Here is a 15,578-nt window from a genome sequence, read left to right on the forward strand (position 1 = left end):
GCGCGTGCCGCTCAAAGTTACTTCCGAAAGTCACAAATGCACCGTCTTCTGCTTGCCTGCTTCATGGTCCTGACCAGCCTAACCGCTGCGGCATCACAGGACCTGCAAACGCTTTTGCAAACCCATGCGGCAGAAATCGCGAAGCCTTCGCGCAATTCCGTGGGTGTCGTTCTGGATGATCTGGCAGGATCGGGCTTGCCTCAAGTCACCGCATTTCTGGAAAGCTGGTCGGACAAGCGCGTTTGGCAAAAGTCAGACGGACTGTTCTATATCGGCACAAAAGAGGGCGACCAACTTGCGTTGCGCGATGTCGATACCGATGAAGCGCTTAGCGGTGATCCTTCCGACTACAAACAGCTGCGCCCCAATGGCGGCGTGCGCCGTTTGATCGGCACTGCACTGGTACAGTTCCAGCTGTCCGACCCTGATGTCGAACGGCGCAGCACAGCAGTTGCGTCCATTGCGCGCAGACCTGAAGCAAGCCAGCTCGCGCCGCTTCTTGCTTCCATCGAGGGGGAGGTCGATCCTGTACTGAAGGCCCGTAAGGTCCAACTTGCGAACTTCATGTCCGCCCGTTTTGCAGAGACTGCGCAGGAGCGCATTGCCGCAATCAACAGTCTGGCTTCTGATACTTCTGTGGAAGCAAGGGCGGTTCTCAATCAGATCCTGCAATTCGAAACCGCAGTGGCAAAGGATGCGCCGGAAAGGAACATAGCGCGTTTGCTGGACCCGTTTGAAAACGCCGACGCTCGTTATGCGCAATTGGCCGAGGCTGACCTTGTTCCGCAGGCGTCGACCGACAAAGGCATCCGCGAAGTGCTGGAGGCGAATATTTCACAAGGCCGCATCGCAGGTTTTCCGACCGCGCAGATGAGTGATCCCGACCTTCGCGCACAAGCCTACCAAGCGCTGGCGGTACAGGGTTTGGCACCGCCTTTGGTGACGGAAGAAATGCGCGATGCAGCGCTGCGCGAGCATGTCTTCTATGACGTTTACGACGAACCGGATGCCCAAATCACAGCCGCTGCCGAAAAGGCGCTGAAATCGGTGGAGGGCAGGGTGGGCCGCGCGCAGGTCGCCGACCTCACGCTGGATGCCCTTTCGCTGGCCTCGATCTTTTTCCTGGCGGCTATCGGGCTGGCGATCACCTTTGGCGTCATGGGCGTCATCAACATGGCGCATGGCGAATTCATCATGATGGGCGCTTACTCGGGCTATGTGGTCCAACTGCTGATCCCCAATTACACCCTGTCGATTATCGTCGCCTTGCCGGTGGCATTTGCCCTGACCTTCGCTGCAGGTGTCGCGATGGAGCGTCTGGTGATCCGCTGGCTTTATGACCGCCCGCTTGAGACTTTGCTTGCGACCTTCGGCATCTCGATTGTCTTGCAACAACTTGCCAAGAATATCTTTGGTACGCAGGCGCGGCCCCTTACGTCGCCCGATTGGCTGGCGGGTGCATGGGTACTGAACGATGTGATCCAGATCAGTTATATACGCATTGCGATTTTTGTTCTGGCCCTGACGTTTCTGGTGCTGATCCTCTACATCCTCAAACGCACACGTTTGGGGCTTGAGGTGCGCGCAGTCACGCAAAACCCCGGCATGGCGTCATCAATGGGCATCAATCCCGACCGCATCAACATGCTGACCTTTGGTCTGGGTTCGGGCATTGCGGGGATCGCGGGCGTCGCTATCGGGCTCTATGCCAAGGTCACGTCCGAGATGGGGTCGGACTATATCGTGCAAAGTTTCATGACCGTGGTTGTAGGCGGTGTCGGTAACGTCTGGGGAACCCTTGCTGGGGCCGCGATGATCGGCTTCGGGCAAAAGGGGATCGAATGGTTCAACCCCTCCAACACACTCGCGGCGCAGACTTATATGATCCTCTTCGTCATCCTGTTTATTCAATTTCGGCCAAAGGGGATCGTCGCCCTCAAGGGCCGCGCGGCGGGAGACTGATATGGAACGCACCTTTCTTGCCAAGAATCCCTCGACCCTTTGGTTTCTGCTGGCCCTGTCACTCTTCACGATTGTTATCACCCTTCTGAGCGAAGCGGCCGGCGGTGGGTTTGTGTCGACCTCCTTCCTCAAGACTTTGGGAAAAACCCTCTGCCTGTGTCTGGTGGCGGTCGCGATGGATGTGGTCTGGGGCTACTGCGGCATTCTCAGCCTCGGCCATTTCGCGTTCTTCGGGATCGGTGGCTATGCGATCGGCATGTGGCTGATGTACGAGCGCACACGCGATATCGTTGTCTCGTCGTTAGAGACTGGGGTGCTGCCCCCGACGCCCGACGAAGTGACACAGGCCATCGGAACCCAGATTTTCGGGGTTGTTGGCAGTTCGGAGTTTCCGGCGATCTGGGCATTTTCGCATTCACTCACGCTACAATTATTGGCGGTTGTGCTTGTGCCTGGCCTGCTGGCGCTGGTGTTCGGTTGGCTGGCGTTTCGCAGCCGTGTGACCGGCGTTTATCTGTCAATCCTGACCCAAGCCATGACGCTGGCATTGTCGCTATACTTCTTTCAGAACGATACCGGCCTGCGCGGCAACAACGGGCTGTCGGGTCTGCAGAACATTCCGGGCTTCGAAGCAACCTCGCAGGACATCCTGTCACTATGGTTCTTCTGGGCCTCGGCCGTAGCATTGGCGCTGGGCTACATTCTTTTTGCGTGGATCACCTCGGGCAAGCTGGGGTCGGTGATCCGCGCAGTGCGCGACAACGAAGCGCGGGTGCGCTTTCTGGGATACCACGTAGAGAGCTACAAGCTGTTCGTCTTCACTGTCACCGCAATGATCGCAGGGATCGCGGGCGCGCTGTACTACCCGCAGGCCGGCATCATCAATCCGGCCGAAATTGCGCCGATAGCGTCGATCTATCTTGCGGTCTGGGTCGCAATCGGCGGGCGTGGCAGGCTTTATGGTGCAGTGATCGGCGCAGCTGTCGTTTCGTTACTGTCGTCGTGGTTCACGGGCGGCAGTGCGCCTGACGTGAACCTTGGGGTCTACGTGATCAAATGGACAGACTGGTGGCTCGTCCTCTTGGGTCTGGTCTTTGTTGCTGTCACGCTGTTTTTCCCAAAAGGCATCGGCGGGCTGTTTGATCTGGCAGAACGTCGGAAAGGGCAGGGCTCATGAGTACGCTTCTTGAGGTGTCGGGGGTCAGCGTCAGTTTTGACGGCTTTCGCGCCATCAACAATCTGTCCATCCAAATCGCAGAGCCCGAACTGCGTGCGGTGATTGGTCCGAATGGTGCGGGCAAGACGACCTTCATGGATATCGTGACCGGCAAGACAAAGCCGGATGAAGGACGTGTGATCTGGGGGGACAAATCAATCTCTCTTATCGGGATGAGCGAAAGCGAGATCGCGCAGGTGGGGATCGGGCGGAAATTTCAAAAGCCCACTGTGTTTGAGGCCCAAACTGTGCAGGAAAACATCGTGATGGCGCTAAAGAATCCGCGCGGCCCGTTTGATCTGTTGCTCGGGCGTAAGGATGCGGACCAGCAGGATCGCGTTAACGCCATCGCCGAAGAGATCGGACTGCGTACAGTCTTGGATCAGCCTTCAGGTGTGCTCAGCCACGGGCAAAAGCAATGGCTGGAGATCGGGATGCTGTTGGCGCAGGATCCGCGCTTGCTGCTGGTGGACGAGCCTGCGGCGGGCATGACCCCGTCAGAGCGCGAGCACACGACAGATCTGTTGCGCCGCGCGGCACAGACCCGCGCGGTGGTGGTGGTGGAACACGACATGGAGTTCGTCCGGAGATTGAACTGCAAGGTCACAGTGTTGCATCAGGGCTCTGTGCTTGCCGAAGGATCGCTGGATCACGTTACAAAAAACCAAGACGTCATTGACGTCTATCTGGGCAGATAAACCATGCTGGACATCCTCAATCTTACCCTAAAATACGGGCAAAGTCAGATCCTTAATGGTGTGTCCATGACTGCCAAAGCCGGTGAAGTGACGGCGGTTATGGGCACCAACGGTGTCGGCAAAACCAGTCTTTTGCGGGCGATATCGGGACGGCACCCTTATGCGGGCGGCACGGTCATGGTGGGTGGGACCGCGCTGGATCATCCCAGCCCCTTTGGTGCCGCGCGCGCCGGCATCGCCTACGTTCCACAGGGGCGCGAAGTCTTTCCGATGATGACTGTGGCTGAAAACCTTGAGACCGGATTTGCCTGCTTGCCAAAAGACCAACATCACGTGCCAGATCAGATTTTTGACCTTTTTCCTGTGCTTCACGATATGATTGACCGGCGCGGCGGAGACCTGTCGGGTGGGCAGCAGCAACAACTTGCTATCGCCCGTGCCCTGATTACAAAGCCGCGTGTTTTGCTTTTGGACGAGCCTACAGAGGGCATACAGCCCAACATCATTCAGCAGATTGGCAAAGTGATCCGCATTCTGTGCGAACAGGGCGATATGGCGATCGTGCTGGTTGAACAGTTTTTTGATTTCGCCTTCGACCTCGGTTCGGACTTCTATGTAATGAGCCGGGGTGAAGTTGTATTCAACAAACGCGAAGATGTGCTGACCCGCGAAGAGTTGTACGCTCAGGTTCTTGTCTAAGCGTCGCTCAGCGCGTTCTCGGGCACCGTGAACCCGCCGATCCTGGCAAGCAGCCTGACAACTTCGTCCGCACCGTTGCCATTGCGCAGAGCAGTAAAGACAAACGGCTTTTCCCCCCGCATCCGTGCCGCATCGCGCTGCATCACGTCGAGTGAAGCACCCACATAAGGTGCCAGATCGGTTTTATTGATAACCAGCACATCGGACTTTGTGATCGCAGGGCCACCCTTGCGCGGAATCTCTTCGCCTGCCGCCACGTCGATGACGTAGACAGTTAGGTCAGCCAGTTCGGGGCTAAAAGTCGCCGACAGGTTGTCGCCACCGCTTTCGATCAACACCACTTCAACGTCCGCGTGACGTTTGCGCATCTCGGCGATGGCCGCAAGATTGATCGAAGCGTCTTCGCGGATCGCGGTATGCGGGCAACCGCCGGTCTCTACGCCGATCACACGGTCTTGCGGCAGAATTTGCATGCGCATCAGCGCTTCTGCATCTTCCTGTGTATAGATGTCATTCGTGATCACGCCGATGGAAATCTGTGGATGCAAGATGCGGGCGAGGGCGGCAGTTAATGTGGTTTTACCGGCACCGACAGGGCCGCCGATCCCGATGCGCAAAGGGCCGTTGAGTGACATAGAAGGTGTATCCTTTTCAGCTTCTGAATACGCGGGCGTATTGTTTTTCGTGGCGCATGGCCATGATGTCGGACAAGAATGAATTTGCGTAAAGATCGGCGAGTATCGCGCCCTTGGTGCGTTCCGCGACTGACAGGCAGAGCGGTTTTAGCGCAGCTTGCACCAACTGCCCACCGGTTTGCCCCAGAGGCACGAGCCGCATAGCAGCGGCGCAAAGGTTGCCGACAAAGGCCTGAAGATACAGCGCCGTGGTGAGGTGCGGATCAATGTCCAACTCTGATGCTGCCCGGCCAACCGCGACCGGATAGGTCAGCCGCCCCAACTCCAGTCCCCAGACGTCTGCCAGCGTGTCGCAGAACGCGGCCCCCTGCAGGTCTGACTCCAAAAGGCGCTCGCGGGATGCCGCAAACGCACGTGCCTGCATGTCGATCGCAGCAACTTCAGGTCGAGGTGCTGCATAAGCGGCGTTCAGGAAAACCGCGTCGCTGTAGGCGCTGCCCTGCGACACAAGCGTTTCCAGCCAATCTTGTAAAGACAGGCCATCACCCACCAATCCGGCATCAATCGCGGCTTCCAAACCGTGAGAATAGGCAAAGGCACCGACTGGAAAGGACGGTGACAGCAGCTGCGTCAGGGTCAGAACGTCAGTGCTCATGTGCTGTGGCACCGTGCTCATGCGAATGTGTGCGACCGTGCCCGTAGGCACCTCCTTCTGGTGTAAACGGCTCCGACACTTCGGTGACTTTCGCGCCAAGGTGTTCAAGCATATGTCCGATCACCGGATCGCTCTGGATCAACAGGCGGGTCCGTTCAATCTGGCAGGGCGTGTGGCGATTGCCCACGTGCCATGCGAGGCGGACAAGGTCGTCTCCTTCGATCTGCAGCAAGGTTTGGGGTGCTGCCACGATCTCGATCAGGGTGCCATCGCCCAGGACAAGCGCATCGCCCTGTTCCAGCGATGTCGTGTGCTCCAAGTCAACCAGAATATCCTGCCCCTGAGCCGTCGTGACAACGCGTCTGCGCAGAAAGCGTTCATCGTAATTCAGCACACAGCGGTCCTGCGCTGTCTTGCTCCAATCACCTGCGCGGCGCAGCTCATTGCTTACCATGCCCGCCATCAGAACAGGAAATACCGTTGTGCCATCGGCAGGACCTCGGCAGGTTCACAGGTCAGAAGCTCGCCGTCCGCGCGCACTTCATAAGTTTCCGGATTCACGTCGATATCAGGTGTAGCAGTGTTCAGCATCAGATCAGATTTCCCTATGTTGCGGGTGCCTTCTACGGCAACGGTTTGTTTGGCGAGCCCCAGTTTGTCCCCGATCCCTTCGGCTTGGGCGGCGGCTGAAACAAAGGTTACGGCAGAATGTTCAACTGACCGGCCGTAGGCCCCGAACATGGGCCTTGTGTAGACCGGTTGCGGCGTGGGGATGGACGCATTGGGGTCACCCATCTGTGCCGCAACTATTGTGCCCGACATCAGAACCATCTCGGGCTTCACGCCAAAGAATGCAGGGTCCCACATCACCAGATCGGCACGTTTGCCTTCTTCGATGCTGCCGATCTCGCGGCTGATCCCATGAGCGATGGCAGGATTGATGGTGTATTTGGCGATATATCGGCGGACACGGAAATTGTCATTCTCTCCGGTTTCTTCAGGCAATCGACCGCGCTGTTTTTTCATTTTGTCGGCTGTCTGCCATGTACGGATCAGTACCTCGCCGACCCGTCCCATGGCCTGACTGTCGGATGCAATGATCGAGAACGCGCCCATGTCGTGCAGAATATCTTCGGCGGCAATGGTTTCGCGCCGGATACGGCTTTCGGCAAAGGCCACATCCTCTGGAATGGATTTGTCGAGATGGTGACAAACCATCAGCATGTCCAGATGCTCTTCCAGAGTGTTCACAGTGTAGGGCCGCGTCGGATTGGTGGAGGAGGGCAGGACATGCTCTTGGCCGCAAATCTTGATGATGTCAGGCGCATGGCCACCACCCGCACCCTCGGTGTGGAAGGCGTGAATGGTGCGTCCCTTCATGGCCGCGACAGTGTTCTCGACAAAGCCGCTCTCGTTCAGGGTATCAGTGTGGATCATCACCTGTACATCCATGGCGTCAGCGACGCTTAGACAGCAATCAATCGCGCCGGGGGTCGTGCCCCAATCCTCATGCAGCTTCATGGCGCAGGCCCCTGCAAGAACCTGCTCTTCCAAGGCGGCGGGCAGCGACGCGTTCCCTTTGCCTGCAAAAGCAAGGTTCATCGGAAAGGCGTCAGCGGCCTGCAACATGCGCCCGATGTGCCACGGACCGGGCGTGCAGGTGGTGGCAAGCGTGCCGTGTGCGGGGCCGGTTCCGCCGCCCAGCATGGTCGTGAGACCGGAATGAAGCGCATCCTCGATCTGTTGCGGACAGATAAAATGAATGTGCGAGTCAAATCCGCCAGCGGTCAGGATACGGCCTTCACCCGCGATGGCCTCGGTTCCCGGTCCGATGATGATATCGACACCCGGTTGTGTGTCAGGGTTGCCTGCTTTGCCGATTTTGTGGATGCGGCCATCCTTCAGACCCACATCTGCTTTGTAGATGCCGGTGTGATCCACGATCAGCGCGTTTGTGATGACGGTATCGACCGCCCCCTCCGCACGCGTTGCCTGAGACTGGCCCATCCCGTCGCGGATGACTTTGCCGCCACCGAATTTCACTTCTTCCCCGTAAACAAGGGCGTTCGGCCCGTCCCCGCCGGTTGACGCGGCACCAGCCCGCTCTGCAATCAGGTCGCGTTCGACTTCGACAATGAGGTCGGTATCAGCAAGACGCAGCTTGTCGCCAACAGTAGGGCCGAACATGGCTGCGTAGTCACGGCGCGAGATTGAGGCAGGCATCAGAGGTCTCCCATTACTGTTTGGTTGAACCCGAAAATGCGGCGGGCACCAGAAACCGGGACCAGTTGCACCTCACGGCGCTGGCCCGGCTCAAACCTGACGGCCGTACCTGCCGCAATATCCAGCCGCATACCGCGCGCCGCGGCGCGGTCAAAGTCCAATGCGGGATTGCTTTCGGCGAAATGGTAATGGCTGCCGACCTGCACAGGCCGGTCGCCGGTATTGGCCACCATCATGGTGATCGCAGTTGCATCACCGTTCAGCGACAGACTGCCTTCGGCGGGAAAAAGTTCTCCGGGGATCATGGCGCGCACCTACCTTATCGGATTGTGGACGGTGACCAGCTTGGTGCCGTCTGGAAATGTGGCTTCGACCTGAACGTCGTGGATCATCTCGGCGATGCCATCCATACATTGGTCACGGGTAATCACATGGGCACCTGCCTGCATCATATCGGCGACAGAACGGCCGTCGCGGGCGCCTTCGACAACAGCATCTGTGATCAGCGCAATGGCCTCAGGATAGTTCAGCTTGACGCCCCGGCTCAGCCGTTTGCGTGCGACTTCGGCGGCCATCGCCACCAGCAGTTTGTCTTTTTCCCTCGGGGTCAGCTTCATCGTCAGAGCCTCCAGTTTTTCGGCACGGTATCGTTTGTTAAGTGTTGCAGTAGCGGCATCAGATCACGTCTGAGGCTAAATCCATCCGCAGCCAATATGCGGGCGCAAAGAATGGTGTCTGCCAACAGGCTCGCCCCTGCGGTATCGGGAAGCATTGCGCGGATTTCGTCAAGATGGCGTTCGGCGCTGGGGCTGTGAAATACCACGCTCGCCATGGCACCCGCGCCGTTACCGATTGCACGATGCTGAAGCGATGCCGCCATGTCCCCTTCAAAACGCACGCGATCAATATAATGCATGTGCGTGCCTGTTCTGATTGTCACGCTGTCCTGAAAGAGGCCCGCGCGCACGGTCTCGCCGGAAGCCTCGCGCCCGAAGACGACAGGTTCTGCCATCACAAACTCCGCGCCTTCAGCAACATCAACGTCCAACTTTCGCTGTAGCCTGCTGCCGTCGAAGAGGATCGTTTCTTGTGGCAACCAGTTCACCCTCGCACCTGATGCGACAGTTATTGTGGTATCCAGTTTCCCGTTTGATGCATCGGAGACACCGTAAGCGCGTTCGGCAGCTTGGGTGGTCAGCGTCAAACAACTTTGCGCTGCGGCCGTGGCGTTTATAGAGTACCTGTCGCCCCCAGCGATGCCGCCCGCAGTGTTCAAAATTACCGCTTCGACACTGCCGGATGGCGCGCGCGGGAAGATCACCCTGAAAGACCCCTGTTCGCGCAGGTCCGTAAGGCCGCAAGATCCGTCCGTGCGCCGACCTACGGACAACGAGAGTTTCCCGATTGCACGCTGCAAGGTTTGCCTTTGCGCCACTGGTCATCGTTATCCTAAATTGATCCTCGGACCGCACTTTTGCGGAATTGCCGGATCAAAGACAGATGTTTGAGCCGAGCCTGCCACGACCGGTCACCTCGCGCGCGTGCGTGATTAAACCTCGATCATTTCGATGAAAATTTAGGCAAATATAAAACGCTAACGATGCAGGTCGGCTCCGAAGGGAGGCTCATAAAAATTCTGAGTGCGTGAGAAACTATATTGTGCCGGAACGACGACCCATGCATTGCTGAGGTAACCTAGGGGAAAAGGAAACTTATAATGCGCGATCAGGTGCGGGCTGTAGTCATCGGGGGTGGCATCGCAGGGTGCTCAACGCTGTACCATCTAACGCAGGAAGGCTGGACAGACGTTATGCTCATCGAACGCGATGAGCTGACATCGGGGACCACATGGCACTCTGCCGCACAGGTCACAAACTTCGGCATGACGCAGACAATGGTCGGTCTGAAAAGCCACTCCATCGCGCTTTATAAAGATTTGCGTGACGATCCGGATTATCCGGTCGGCTACAATTACGGTGATGGCGGCATCCGTCTGGCGAACACGCCAGAACAGATGGATGGCTACCGCCATTTCGCATCTATGGCTGCGGGCATGGGCGTGGAATTCGAAGTGATCGATGCTGAGGAATGTGCACGCAGGCATCCGTTGATCTCGACGGACAATTTGCTTGGTGGTCTTTGGGACGGCAGTGACGGACACATCGACCCCGCGCAGTTGTGTCAGGCACTGGCCCGTCGTGCGCGTCTGGCCGGGGCAGAGGTAAACAGGCACACTTCCGTCACCGACCTGACCCAGCACGCCGATGGCACATGGACCGTACATACTGACAAAGGAGATGTCCGCTGCGAAGTTGTCATCAACGCGGGTGGCTACCGCTGTAACGAGGTGGGCGCAATGATGGGTGTAGAGCATCCTGTTGCCTCGATGGAGCATCAGTATTTCCTTACCGAAGACATTCCCGCCATCGCAGAGGCCGGTCACCGCATGCCGCTGCTGCGCTGCCCGATCAGCGATTATTATTGCCGTCAGGAAAAAGGCGGTTTGCTGTTGGGGTTCTACGAACAGGATTGCCGCACATGGGGCATGGACGGCATCGACCCCAAGTTCACCAATGCATTGTGTCCCGACGATCTGGACCGCGTAACAGATGTGCTTGAGGGAGCTTTCGAGCGTATGCCAGCCCTTATGGAAACGGGCATCAGGCAAGTTGTGAACGGCCCCATCACATACACAATCGACGGCGCCCCGCTGGTGGGGCCAATCCCGGGAAAACGTAACGCATACTGCATTATCGGGTTGCGTGCCGGTCTGGGTGAGGGCGGTGGCCACGGCTGGTTGCTGGCACAACAGATCGTGCATGGCGAAGCGGAGTACGACACTTGGGTGATTGATCCGCGCCGCTTCACAGGTCACGCGAGCGTCGAGCTGACAGCGCTCAAAGCGATTGAGGACTACCAGAACGAGTTCCGCTTCCATTTCCCTCATGAGCACCGCCCCGCCGGACGCCCGATGAAGACGACACCGCTGACCCAGACGCTGGTGGCGGAAGGCGCTGAGATGGGCACAGTGAATGGTTGGGAACGCATCGACTATATCAAACCGTCACCAGATTTTCACGAAACACTCGGGTTCAAATTCAATGAGGTCCACTCTGTTGTGGCAGAAGAAGTTGCAGCCATTGCATCAGGCGTCGGCATGACCGAGGTATCAGGCTTCAACCGGTTTGAACTGACGGGTGCAGATGTGCACGAATTTCTCGATCGCATGATTTGTGGCACGGTCCCCCGGCGGCCCAATCGTGTAGGCCTTGGCTATCTGCTGAACCCCTACGGGATGATCAAAGCCGAGGCGACGATTGCCAATATCCCGGCCTCGCCGCGCGGACCTGATCGTGTGTGGTACGGTTCTGCTGCTGCCTCCGAATTTCATGATATGGATTGGTTGCAAAGCCATCTGCGCCCTGACGAGGATGTGCAAATCAGGTCCTTGACCAATGCCCAGACGATCCTTGTGCTGGCCGGACCCAAGGCGCGCGATGTGCTGTCTGCTGCGTCACGGGGCGACTGGTCTGCATCTGCATTCCCGTGGTTGTCGCTGCGCGAGACGCATATCGGGATCGCCCCCGCAACTGTCTTGGGCGTGAGCTTTTCCGGCGAGCTGGCCTACGAAATTCACGTTCCGAACGAGAGCCTGCTTGCAGCATATACCGCGCTGCGGGCCGCGGGGCGGGAACACGGTTTGCGCCTGTTCGGCTCGCGTGCAGTGGAGTCCATGCGGATGGAAAAAGGTTTCCTGCATTGGAAATCAGACATCCTGACAGAATTTGATCCCTTCGAGACGGGGTTGGACAGGTTTGTTAAGCTCGACAAGTCCGACTTTATCGGCAAAGACGCCCTGCTGGAGCGCAAAGCAGCAGGACCGCAACGCCGTCTGGTGACACTTTCTGTCGATACAGATGAAGCCCCCGCGCACGGAGGGGCCAGCCTGCGTATGAACGGGGAAATCGTTGGGACGGTCACATCAGGTGACTGGGGGCACCGAACAGGTCTGAACCTTGCGCTGGCCTTTATTGAACCCGCTCTCGCGACGCCGGGCACGGAGATGACCGTTGATATCATCGGCGTGCCGACACCCGCAAAAGTGATCGAAAGCGGACCATACGATCCGACCTATGCGCGGATGCGCAGTTAAGGACGGTCTAGAATAAAGTCGGGATAGATTGCAGCGGCGGAGATATGTGCATGCACATCCGCCCCTGCGAAAAAGCCATAGCCCGCAATGAGCGCTGTTCCGATGCCTGCAGTCTGCCCGCCCAGAATATCAGTGTGCAGACTGTCACCCACCATGAGGGTCCGCGCCTTATCGGCGGTAGGGACGCGTTCAAACGCCAAATCGTAGATTGTGCCGAACGGTTTGCCGTAGAATTCGGGCATAAGGCCGGTGGCATCCGCAAGTCGGTGCGCAAAGGCTCCGGGTTCTGTAGAAAAGCCGCTCTCTCTCGGTGCCACGATGTCCGGGTTGCCAACATAGACCGGACGCGGATTACGCCGTAGCGCATCCTCTAGCAGCTCCTGCCGTTCTTGCGTCCACACAGCACTTCCGATCAGCAAAAACGCTTCAACCTCTGCGTAGACATCAGGGTCTTCAGCCAGATAGGTCACATTGAGCGCTTCCAGATCAGCGCGGCCAAGGTTCTCTGTCGCCATCAGACCGAAGTGGCGGTTGGGAAGAGAACGCAGGCCATGAAGCAACGCCTTGCGACTGGTGATTACATCTTCTGGCGCAAAGTCGTAGCCGAGGCGCGTGTATTTCTCCATCAGGGAAGCATGGGGGAAGCCCGCGGCATTTGATACGATCAGCACGCGTTTCCCTGCGGCCTGCAACCTTGCCACCCGTTCCGGCACGCCGGGGATCGCGGTCTCGCCTATGTTCAGAACACCAAAAGCATCCAGAAAGAACGTATCGAAGTCCTCAGCCAGCGCATCAAGATCAGGCAGGGAAACACAGGCTCCCCGCTGGCGTGGTTCAGGCAGTCTGGCACGTACGCCTTCGTAGGCGGCAAAGGCTTCATCCAGGTTCAAATGATAGCTCCGCGTACCTTCGCTGATACCCATTCGGAAATAACAACAGCCGCCAGGATCACCAGCAGGATCAGAGACACCTGTGGCCACGCCAATACGTTGAGCGAGGAGGACAATTGCAGCCCGATACCGCCCGCACCGACCAAGCCAAGAACCGTGCTTTCGCGGATGTTGATGTCCCAACGGAACACCGCGATCCCTGCAAAGGCCGGCATGATCTGCGGCACGATGCCGTATGCCATTACCTGCCAGCGTGATGCACCTGTGGCCGTGATCGCTTCGACCTGTGTCTCGTCAATCTCTTCGATGGCTTCATAAAGCAGCTTGGCACAGAACCCGATGGATCGGATTGCAATGGCGATGACACCTGCGAAAACGCCGGGACCGATGATTGCGATCAACAGCAGTGCCCAGATAAGCGAGTTGATCGAACGTGTGGATACGATGATCAAAAGCGCGATAGGGCGGATGAATAACCGCGAGGGCGTAGTGTTGCGGGCCGCGAGAAACGCGACCGGCACCGCAAGGATCAGCGAAATGATCGTGCCCAGCGTCGCGATGTTGAGCGTATCCCAGATCGGCTTGCCCAACTGAGTGATGTATTCCCAGCGCGGCGGGGTCGCACGGGTCCAGATGTCACCCGCGATGCGGGGGGCATCCCAGACAAAGAACCACGTCGTTGAAGCTGAAATCTGCTGCCAGCAATAGGCAAAGACCGCAACGCCAATCAGCCACATGACCCAATGCGCCAGACTCTCGCGGGAGGTGCGCCGCTGCCAGATTGCACGGCCTTCAAGATCTTTTACGGGCATTATTGTACCCTCGCGCGGATCACACCGGACAGGTATTCCAGCGCCATCACGATAAGGATGATAATCAGAAGGATCGCTGCAGCGGTGTCATATTCATACCGGTCAAACGCGGTGTTCAACGTAGCCCCGATACCGCCTGCACCGACCAACCCCAAAATCGCACTTTCACGAAAGTTGATGTCGAGCCGGTACATGCTAAGGCCAATGAGGCGTGGCATGACCTGTGGTTGCACACCGTAGTTGATCCATTGGGTCCAGCGCGCGCCCGATGCCTTGATCGCTTCAGCCTGAACGCGGTCCATACTTTCGATGTCCTCAGCCAGCAGCTTTGACAGAAAGCCGATGGTCGCAAAACTGAGCGTCAGGAAACCTGCCAGCGGGCCAAAGCCGAAGATCGCCACCAGCAGGATCGCCACGATGATCTCTTGCAGAGCGCGGCTGATCGCGATGATAGACCGGCAAATGAGATAGACGGGTAGAGGGGCCACATTGCGGGCGGCCCCAAGCGCGATGGGTATTGAAATCGCGATACCCACGACCGAAGAAGCGACAGTCATGATGATGCTTTCCAGCATCCCTTCGTAGATATCGGATGAGCGGGTGGTGAAATCGGGGCTGGTGAAGGCCAGCACGAACTTCTTGCCGCGCTCAAGCCCTTCATAGACGCGGCTCCAGTTCACCTCGATCGTCATATAGGCTGCGATGAGATAGGCGATCGCTCCAAGGACCAGCGCCCAACGCAACCAGGGGCGTTTGATGAAAGACGGCTTGCGCCATGGCTGGCCGATCAATGTGTTTAGCTCGCTCATTCAGCGGCCTCCACTTCGTCATCGTCCTCGTCGACCGCTTCAATCGTCGCTTCCCAGTCTTCCTCTCCGTAGATGGTGGTCAGCACATCAGGCGTCAGCCCGTCAGGCGGACCGTCGAATTCCACAGCACCGAAACGCAACCCGATCACACGCTGCACAAACATCTGCGCAAGAGCCACGTCATGAATGTTGATGATCGCCGCCAACCCGCGTTCTTTGCAAAGCTCGCAGATCAAGCGCATGATCTGGCGCGAGGTTTTGGGATCAAGGGAAGCCGTCGGTTCGTCCACCAGCAACAGGGCAGGGTTCTGTATAAGCGCACGGCAAATGCCCACGCGCTGGCGCTGTCCGCCGGAAAGCTCGTCCGCGCGTTTGTCGGCCATGTGTGCAAGGCCTACGCGATCAAGCAGGCGAAAGGCTTCATCCACATCGGATTGCGGAAACCGGCGCAAAAAGCTGCGCCAGAAACCGACATAGCCCAAACGACCGGACAGAACGTTTTCCATCACCGTCAGTCGTTCAACAAGCGCATATTCCTGAAAGATCATGCCCATTCGGCGGCGTTCGCGACGCAGCGCACCAGAAGACAGTCCCGTCAGTTCCACATCCCCCAGATAGACCTTGCCGGATGTCGGCTCTACCAACCGGTTGATGCAGCGGATGAGGGTCGATTTGCCTGCACCTGACGGCCCGATCAGCGCCAGAACCTGCCCCTCGGGGACCTCCAGTTCGACCGCCTTGAGCGCCTGATCCCCGGTTTTGTAAGTTTTGACGAGTTTCTCAAGCCGTAGCATGAAAGCCCCCCTGCCGTTTTTTAAATTATTGT

At 57.9% G+C, this 15,578-nt stretch carries 16 protein-coding genes; 5 read left to right on the forward strand and 11 right to left on the reverse strand.

Features of this window, described 5'->3' with window-relative positions; translation table 11 throughout:
- Positions 1–36: 36 nt before the first annotated feature.
- The 4 genes from urtB to urtE are packed head-to-tail and all read left to right on the forward strand — an operon-like array spanning position 37 to position 4,575.
- A complete protein-coding gene (gene urtB / locus Z946_RS0113810) occupies positions 37–1,962 on the forward strand; it encodes an urea ABC transporter permease subunit UrtB (RefSeq protein ID WP_025056317.1) in 1,926 nt (641 codons plus the stop codon).
- Between the two features lies 1 nt (position 1,963).
- A complete protein-coding gene (gene urtC, locus Z946_RS0113815; RefSeq protein ID WP_025056318.1) occupies positions 1,964–3,139 on the forward strand; it encodes an urea ABC transporter permease subunit UrtC in 1,176 nt (391 codons plus the stop codon).
- Positions 3,136–3,876, forward strand: a complete 741-nt coding sequence (gene urtD / locus Z946_RS0113820) for an urea ABC transporter ATP-binding protein UrtD (RefSeq protein WP_025056319.1) — start codon at positions 3,136–3,138, stop codon at positions 3,874–3,876. The genes urtC and urtD overlap by 4 nt, the downstream gene beginning before the upstream one ends.
- Before the next feature lie 3 nt (positions 3,877–3,879).
- Positions 3,880–4,575 (forward strand): urea ABC transporter ATP-binding subunit UrtE, encoded by a 696-nt coding sequence (gene urtE / locus Z946_RS0113825; protein WP_025056320.1) that lies wholly within the window; start codon positions 3,880–3,882, stop codon positions 4,573–4,575.
- Here urtE and ureG read toward each other — a convergent pair.
- Genes ureG through Z946_RS0113860 form a run of 7 tightly spaced genes read right to left on the reverse strand, consistent with a single transcriptional unit; the run spans position 4,572 to position 9,478 of the window.
- Positions 4,572–5,210 carry an urease accessory protein UreG gene (ureG, locus tag Z946_RS0113830; protein WP_025056321.1) on the reverse strand — a complete coding sequence of 213 codons (639 nt, stop codon included), beginning with the start codon at positions 5,208–5,210 and terminating at the stop codon, positions 4,572–4,574. The genes urtE and ureG overlap by 4 nt on opposite strands.
- Before the next feature lie 16 nt (positions 5,211–5,226).
- Entirely contained in the window at positions 5,227–5,865 is a 639-nt protein-coding gene (locus tag Z946_RS0113835) for an urease accessory protein UreF (protein ID WP_025056322.1), read from the reverse strand.
- Positions 5,855–6,328 (reverse strand): urease accessory protein UreE, encoded by a 474-nt coding sequence (locus Z946_RS0113840; RefSeq protein ID WP_025056323.1) that lies wholly within the window; start codon positions 6,326–6,328, stop codon positions 5,855–5,857. Before Z946_RS0113840 ends, Z946_RS0113835 begins: the two co-directional genes overlap by 11 nt.
- The gene (gene ureC, locus Z946_RS0113845) at positions 6,328–8,088 is read right to left on the reverse strand and encodes an urease subunit alpha (protein WP_025056324.1); all 1,761 of its coding nucleotides are present in this window, start codon (positions 8,086–8,088) and stop codon (positions 6,328–6,330) included. Before ureC ends, Z946_RS0113840 begins: the two co-directional genes overlap by 1 nt.
- Entirely contained in the window at positions 8,088–8,393 is a 306-nt protein-coding gene (locus tag Z946_RS0113850; RefSeq protein WP_025056325.1) for an urease subunit beta, read from the reverse strand. The genes ureC and Z946_RS0113850 overlap by 1 nt, the downstream gene beginning before the upstream one ends.
- A gap of 9 nt (positions 8,394–8,402) precedes the next feature.
- Complete coding sequence (locus Z946_RS0113855) at positions 8,403–8,705, reverse strand: urease subunit gamma (RefSeq protein WP_025056326.1); 303 nt, start codon at positions 8,703–8,705, stop codon at positions 8,403–8,405.
- A gap of 2 nt (positions 8,706–8,707) precedes the next feature.
- Entirely contained in the window at positions 8,708–9,478 is a 771-nt protein-coding gene (locus Z946_RS0113860; RefSeq protein ID WP_160170283.1) for an urease accessory protein UreD, read from the reverse strand.
- Positions 9,479–9,805: 327 nt separating this feature from the next.
- Between Z946_RS0113860 and Z946_RS0113865 the strand changes: the two genes are divergently transcribed.
- The gene (locus tag Z946_RS0113865; protein WP_025056328.1) at positions 9,806–12,241 is read left to right on the forward strand and encodes a GcvT family protein; all 2,436 of its coding nucleotides are present in this window, start codon (positions 9,806–9,808) and stop codon (positions 12,239–12,241) included.
- On the opposite strand, the gene Z946_RS0113870 is transcribed toward Z946_RS0113865, so the two are convergent.
- Genes Z946_RS0113870 through phnC form a run of 4 tightly spaced genes read right to left on the reverse strand, consistent with a single transcriptional unit; the run spans position 12,238 to position 15,546 of the window.
- Complete coding sequence (locus Z946_RS0113870; protein ID WP_025056329.1) at positions 12,238–13,164, reverse strand: HAD-IIA family hydrolase; 927 nt, start codon at positions 13,162–13,164, stop codon at positions 12,238–12,240. The two genes, Z946_RS0113865 and Z946_RS0113870, sit on opposite strands and share 4 nt — an antisense overlap.
- Positions 13,128–13,943, reverse strand: coding sequence for a phosphonate ABC transporter, permease protein PhnE (gene phnE / locus Z946_RS0113875; RefSeq protein ID WP_025056330.1), 816 nt, complete (start codon positions 13,941–13,943; stop codon positions 13,128–13,130). The genes Z946_RS0113870 and phnE (Z946_RS0113875) overlap by 37 nt, the downstream gene beginning before the upstream one ends.
- Positions 13,943–14,752 (reverse strand): phosphonate ABC transporter, permease protein PhnE, encoded by an 810-nt coding sequence (gene phnE, locus Z946_RS0113880; RefSeq protein WP_025056331.1) that lies wholly within the window; start codon positions 14,750–14,752, stop codon positions 13,943–13,945. The genes phnE (Z946_RS0113875) and phnE (Z946_RS0113880) overlap by 1 nt, the downstream gene beginning before the upstream one ends.
- Positions 14,749–15,546, reverse strand: coding sequence for a phosphonate ABC transporter ATP-binding protein (gene phnC, locus Z946_RS0113885; RefSeq protein ID WP_025056332.1), 798 nt, complete (start codon positions 15,544–15,546; stop codon positions 14,749–14,751). The genes phnE (Z946_RS0113880) and phnC overlap by 4 nt, the downstream gene beginning before the upstream one ends.
- Positions 15,547–15,578: the final 32 nt, after the last annotated feature.

Origin of the sequence: Sulfitobacter noctilucicola (assembly GCF_000622385.1) — a bacterium.
Classification (GTDB): Bacteria; Pseudomonadota; Alphaproteobacteria; order Rhodobacterales; family Rhodobacteraceae; genus Sulfitobacter; species Sulfitobacter noctilucicola.

Excerpts from the sequence above, each read along its gene's own strand:
- Z946_RS0113850 (WP_025056325.1), bottom strand. The coding sequence starts at position 8,393 with ATGATCCCCGGAGAACTTTTTCCCGCCGAAGGCAGTCTGTCGCTGAAC.
- Z946_RS0113835 (WP_025056322.1), bottom strand. The coding sequence starts at position 5,865 with ATGAGCACTGACGTTCTGACCCTGACGCAGCTGCTGTCACCGTCCTTT.
- urtC (WP_025056318.1), top strand. The coding sequence starts at position 1,964 with ATGGAACGCACCTTTCTTGCCAAGAATCCCTCGACCCTTTGGTTTCTG.
- urtB (WP_025056317.1), top strand. The coding sequence starts at position 37 with ATGCACCGTCTTCTGCTTGCCTGCTTCATGGTCCTGACCAGCCTAACC.
- Z946_RS0113865 (WP_025056328.1), top strand. The coding sequence starts at position 9,806 with ATGCGCGATCAGGTGCGGGCTGTAGTCATCGGGGGTGGCATCGCAGGG.
- urtE (WP_025056320.1), top strand. The coding sequence starts at position 3,880 with ATGCTGGACATCCTCAATCTTACCCTAAAATACGGGCAAAGTCAGATC.
- Z946_RS0113870 (WP_025056329.1), bottom strand. The coding sequence starts at position 13,164 with ATGGGTATCAGCGAAGGTACGCGGAGCTATCATTTGAACCTGGATGAA.
- urtD (WP_025056319.1), top strand. The coding sequence starts at position 3,136 with ATGAGTACGCTTCTTGAGGTGTCGGGGGTCAGCGTCAGTTTTGACGGC.
- ureG (WP_025056321.1), bottom strand. The coding sequence starts at position 5,210 with ATGTCACTCAACGGCCCTTTGCGCATCGGGATCGGCGGCCCTGTCGGT.
- Z946_RS0113840 (WP_025056323.1), bottom strand. The coding sequence starts at position 6,328 with ATGGCGGGCATGGTAAGCAATGAGCTGCGCCGCGCAGGTGATTGGAGC.
- ureC (WP_025056324.1), bottom strand. The coding sequence starts at position 8,088 with ATGCCTGCCTCAATCTCGCGCCGTGACTACGCAGCCATGTTCGGCCCT.
- phnE (WP_025056331.1), bottom strand. The coding sequence starts at position 14,752 with ATGAGCGAGCTAAACACATTGATCGGCCAGCCATGGCGCAAGCCGTCT.
- Z946_RS0113855 (WP_025056326.1), bottom strand. The coding sequence starts at position 8,705 with ATGAAGCTGACCCCGAGGGAAAAAGACAAACTGCTGGTGGCGATGGCC.
- phnC (WP_025056332.1), bottom strand. The coding sequence starts at position 15,546 with ATGCTACGGCTTGAGAAACTCGTCAAAACTTACAAAACCGGGGATCAG.
- phnE (WP_025056330.1), bottom strand. The coding sequence starts at position 13,943 with ATGCCCGTAAAAGATCTTGAAGGCCGTGCAATCTGGCAGCGGCGCACC.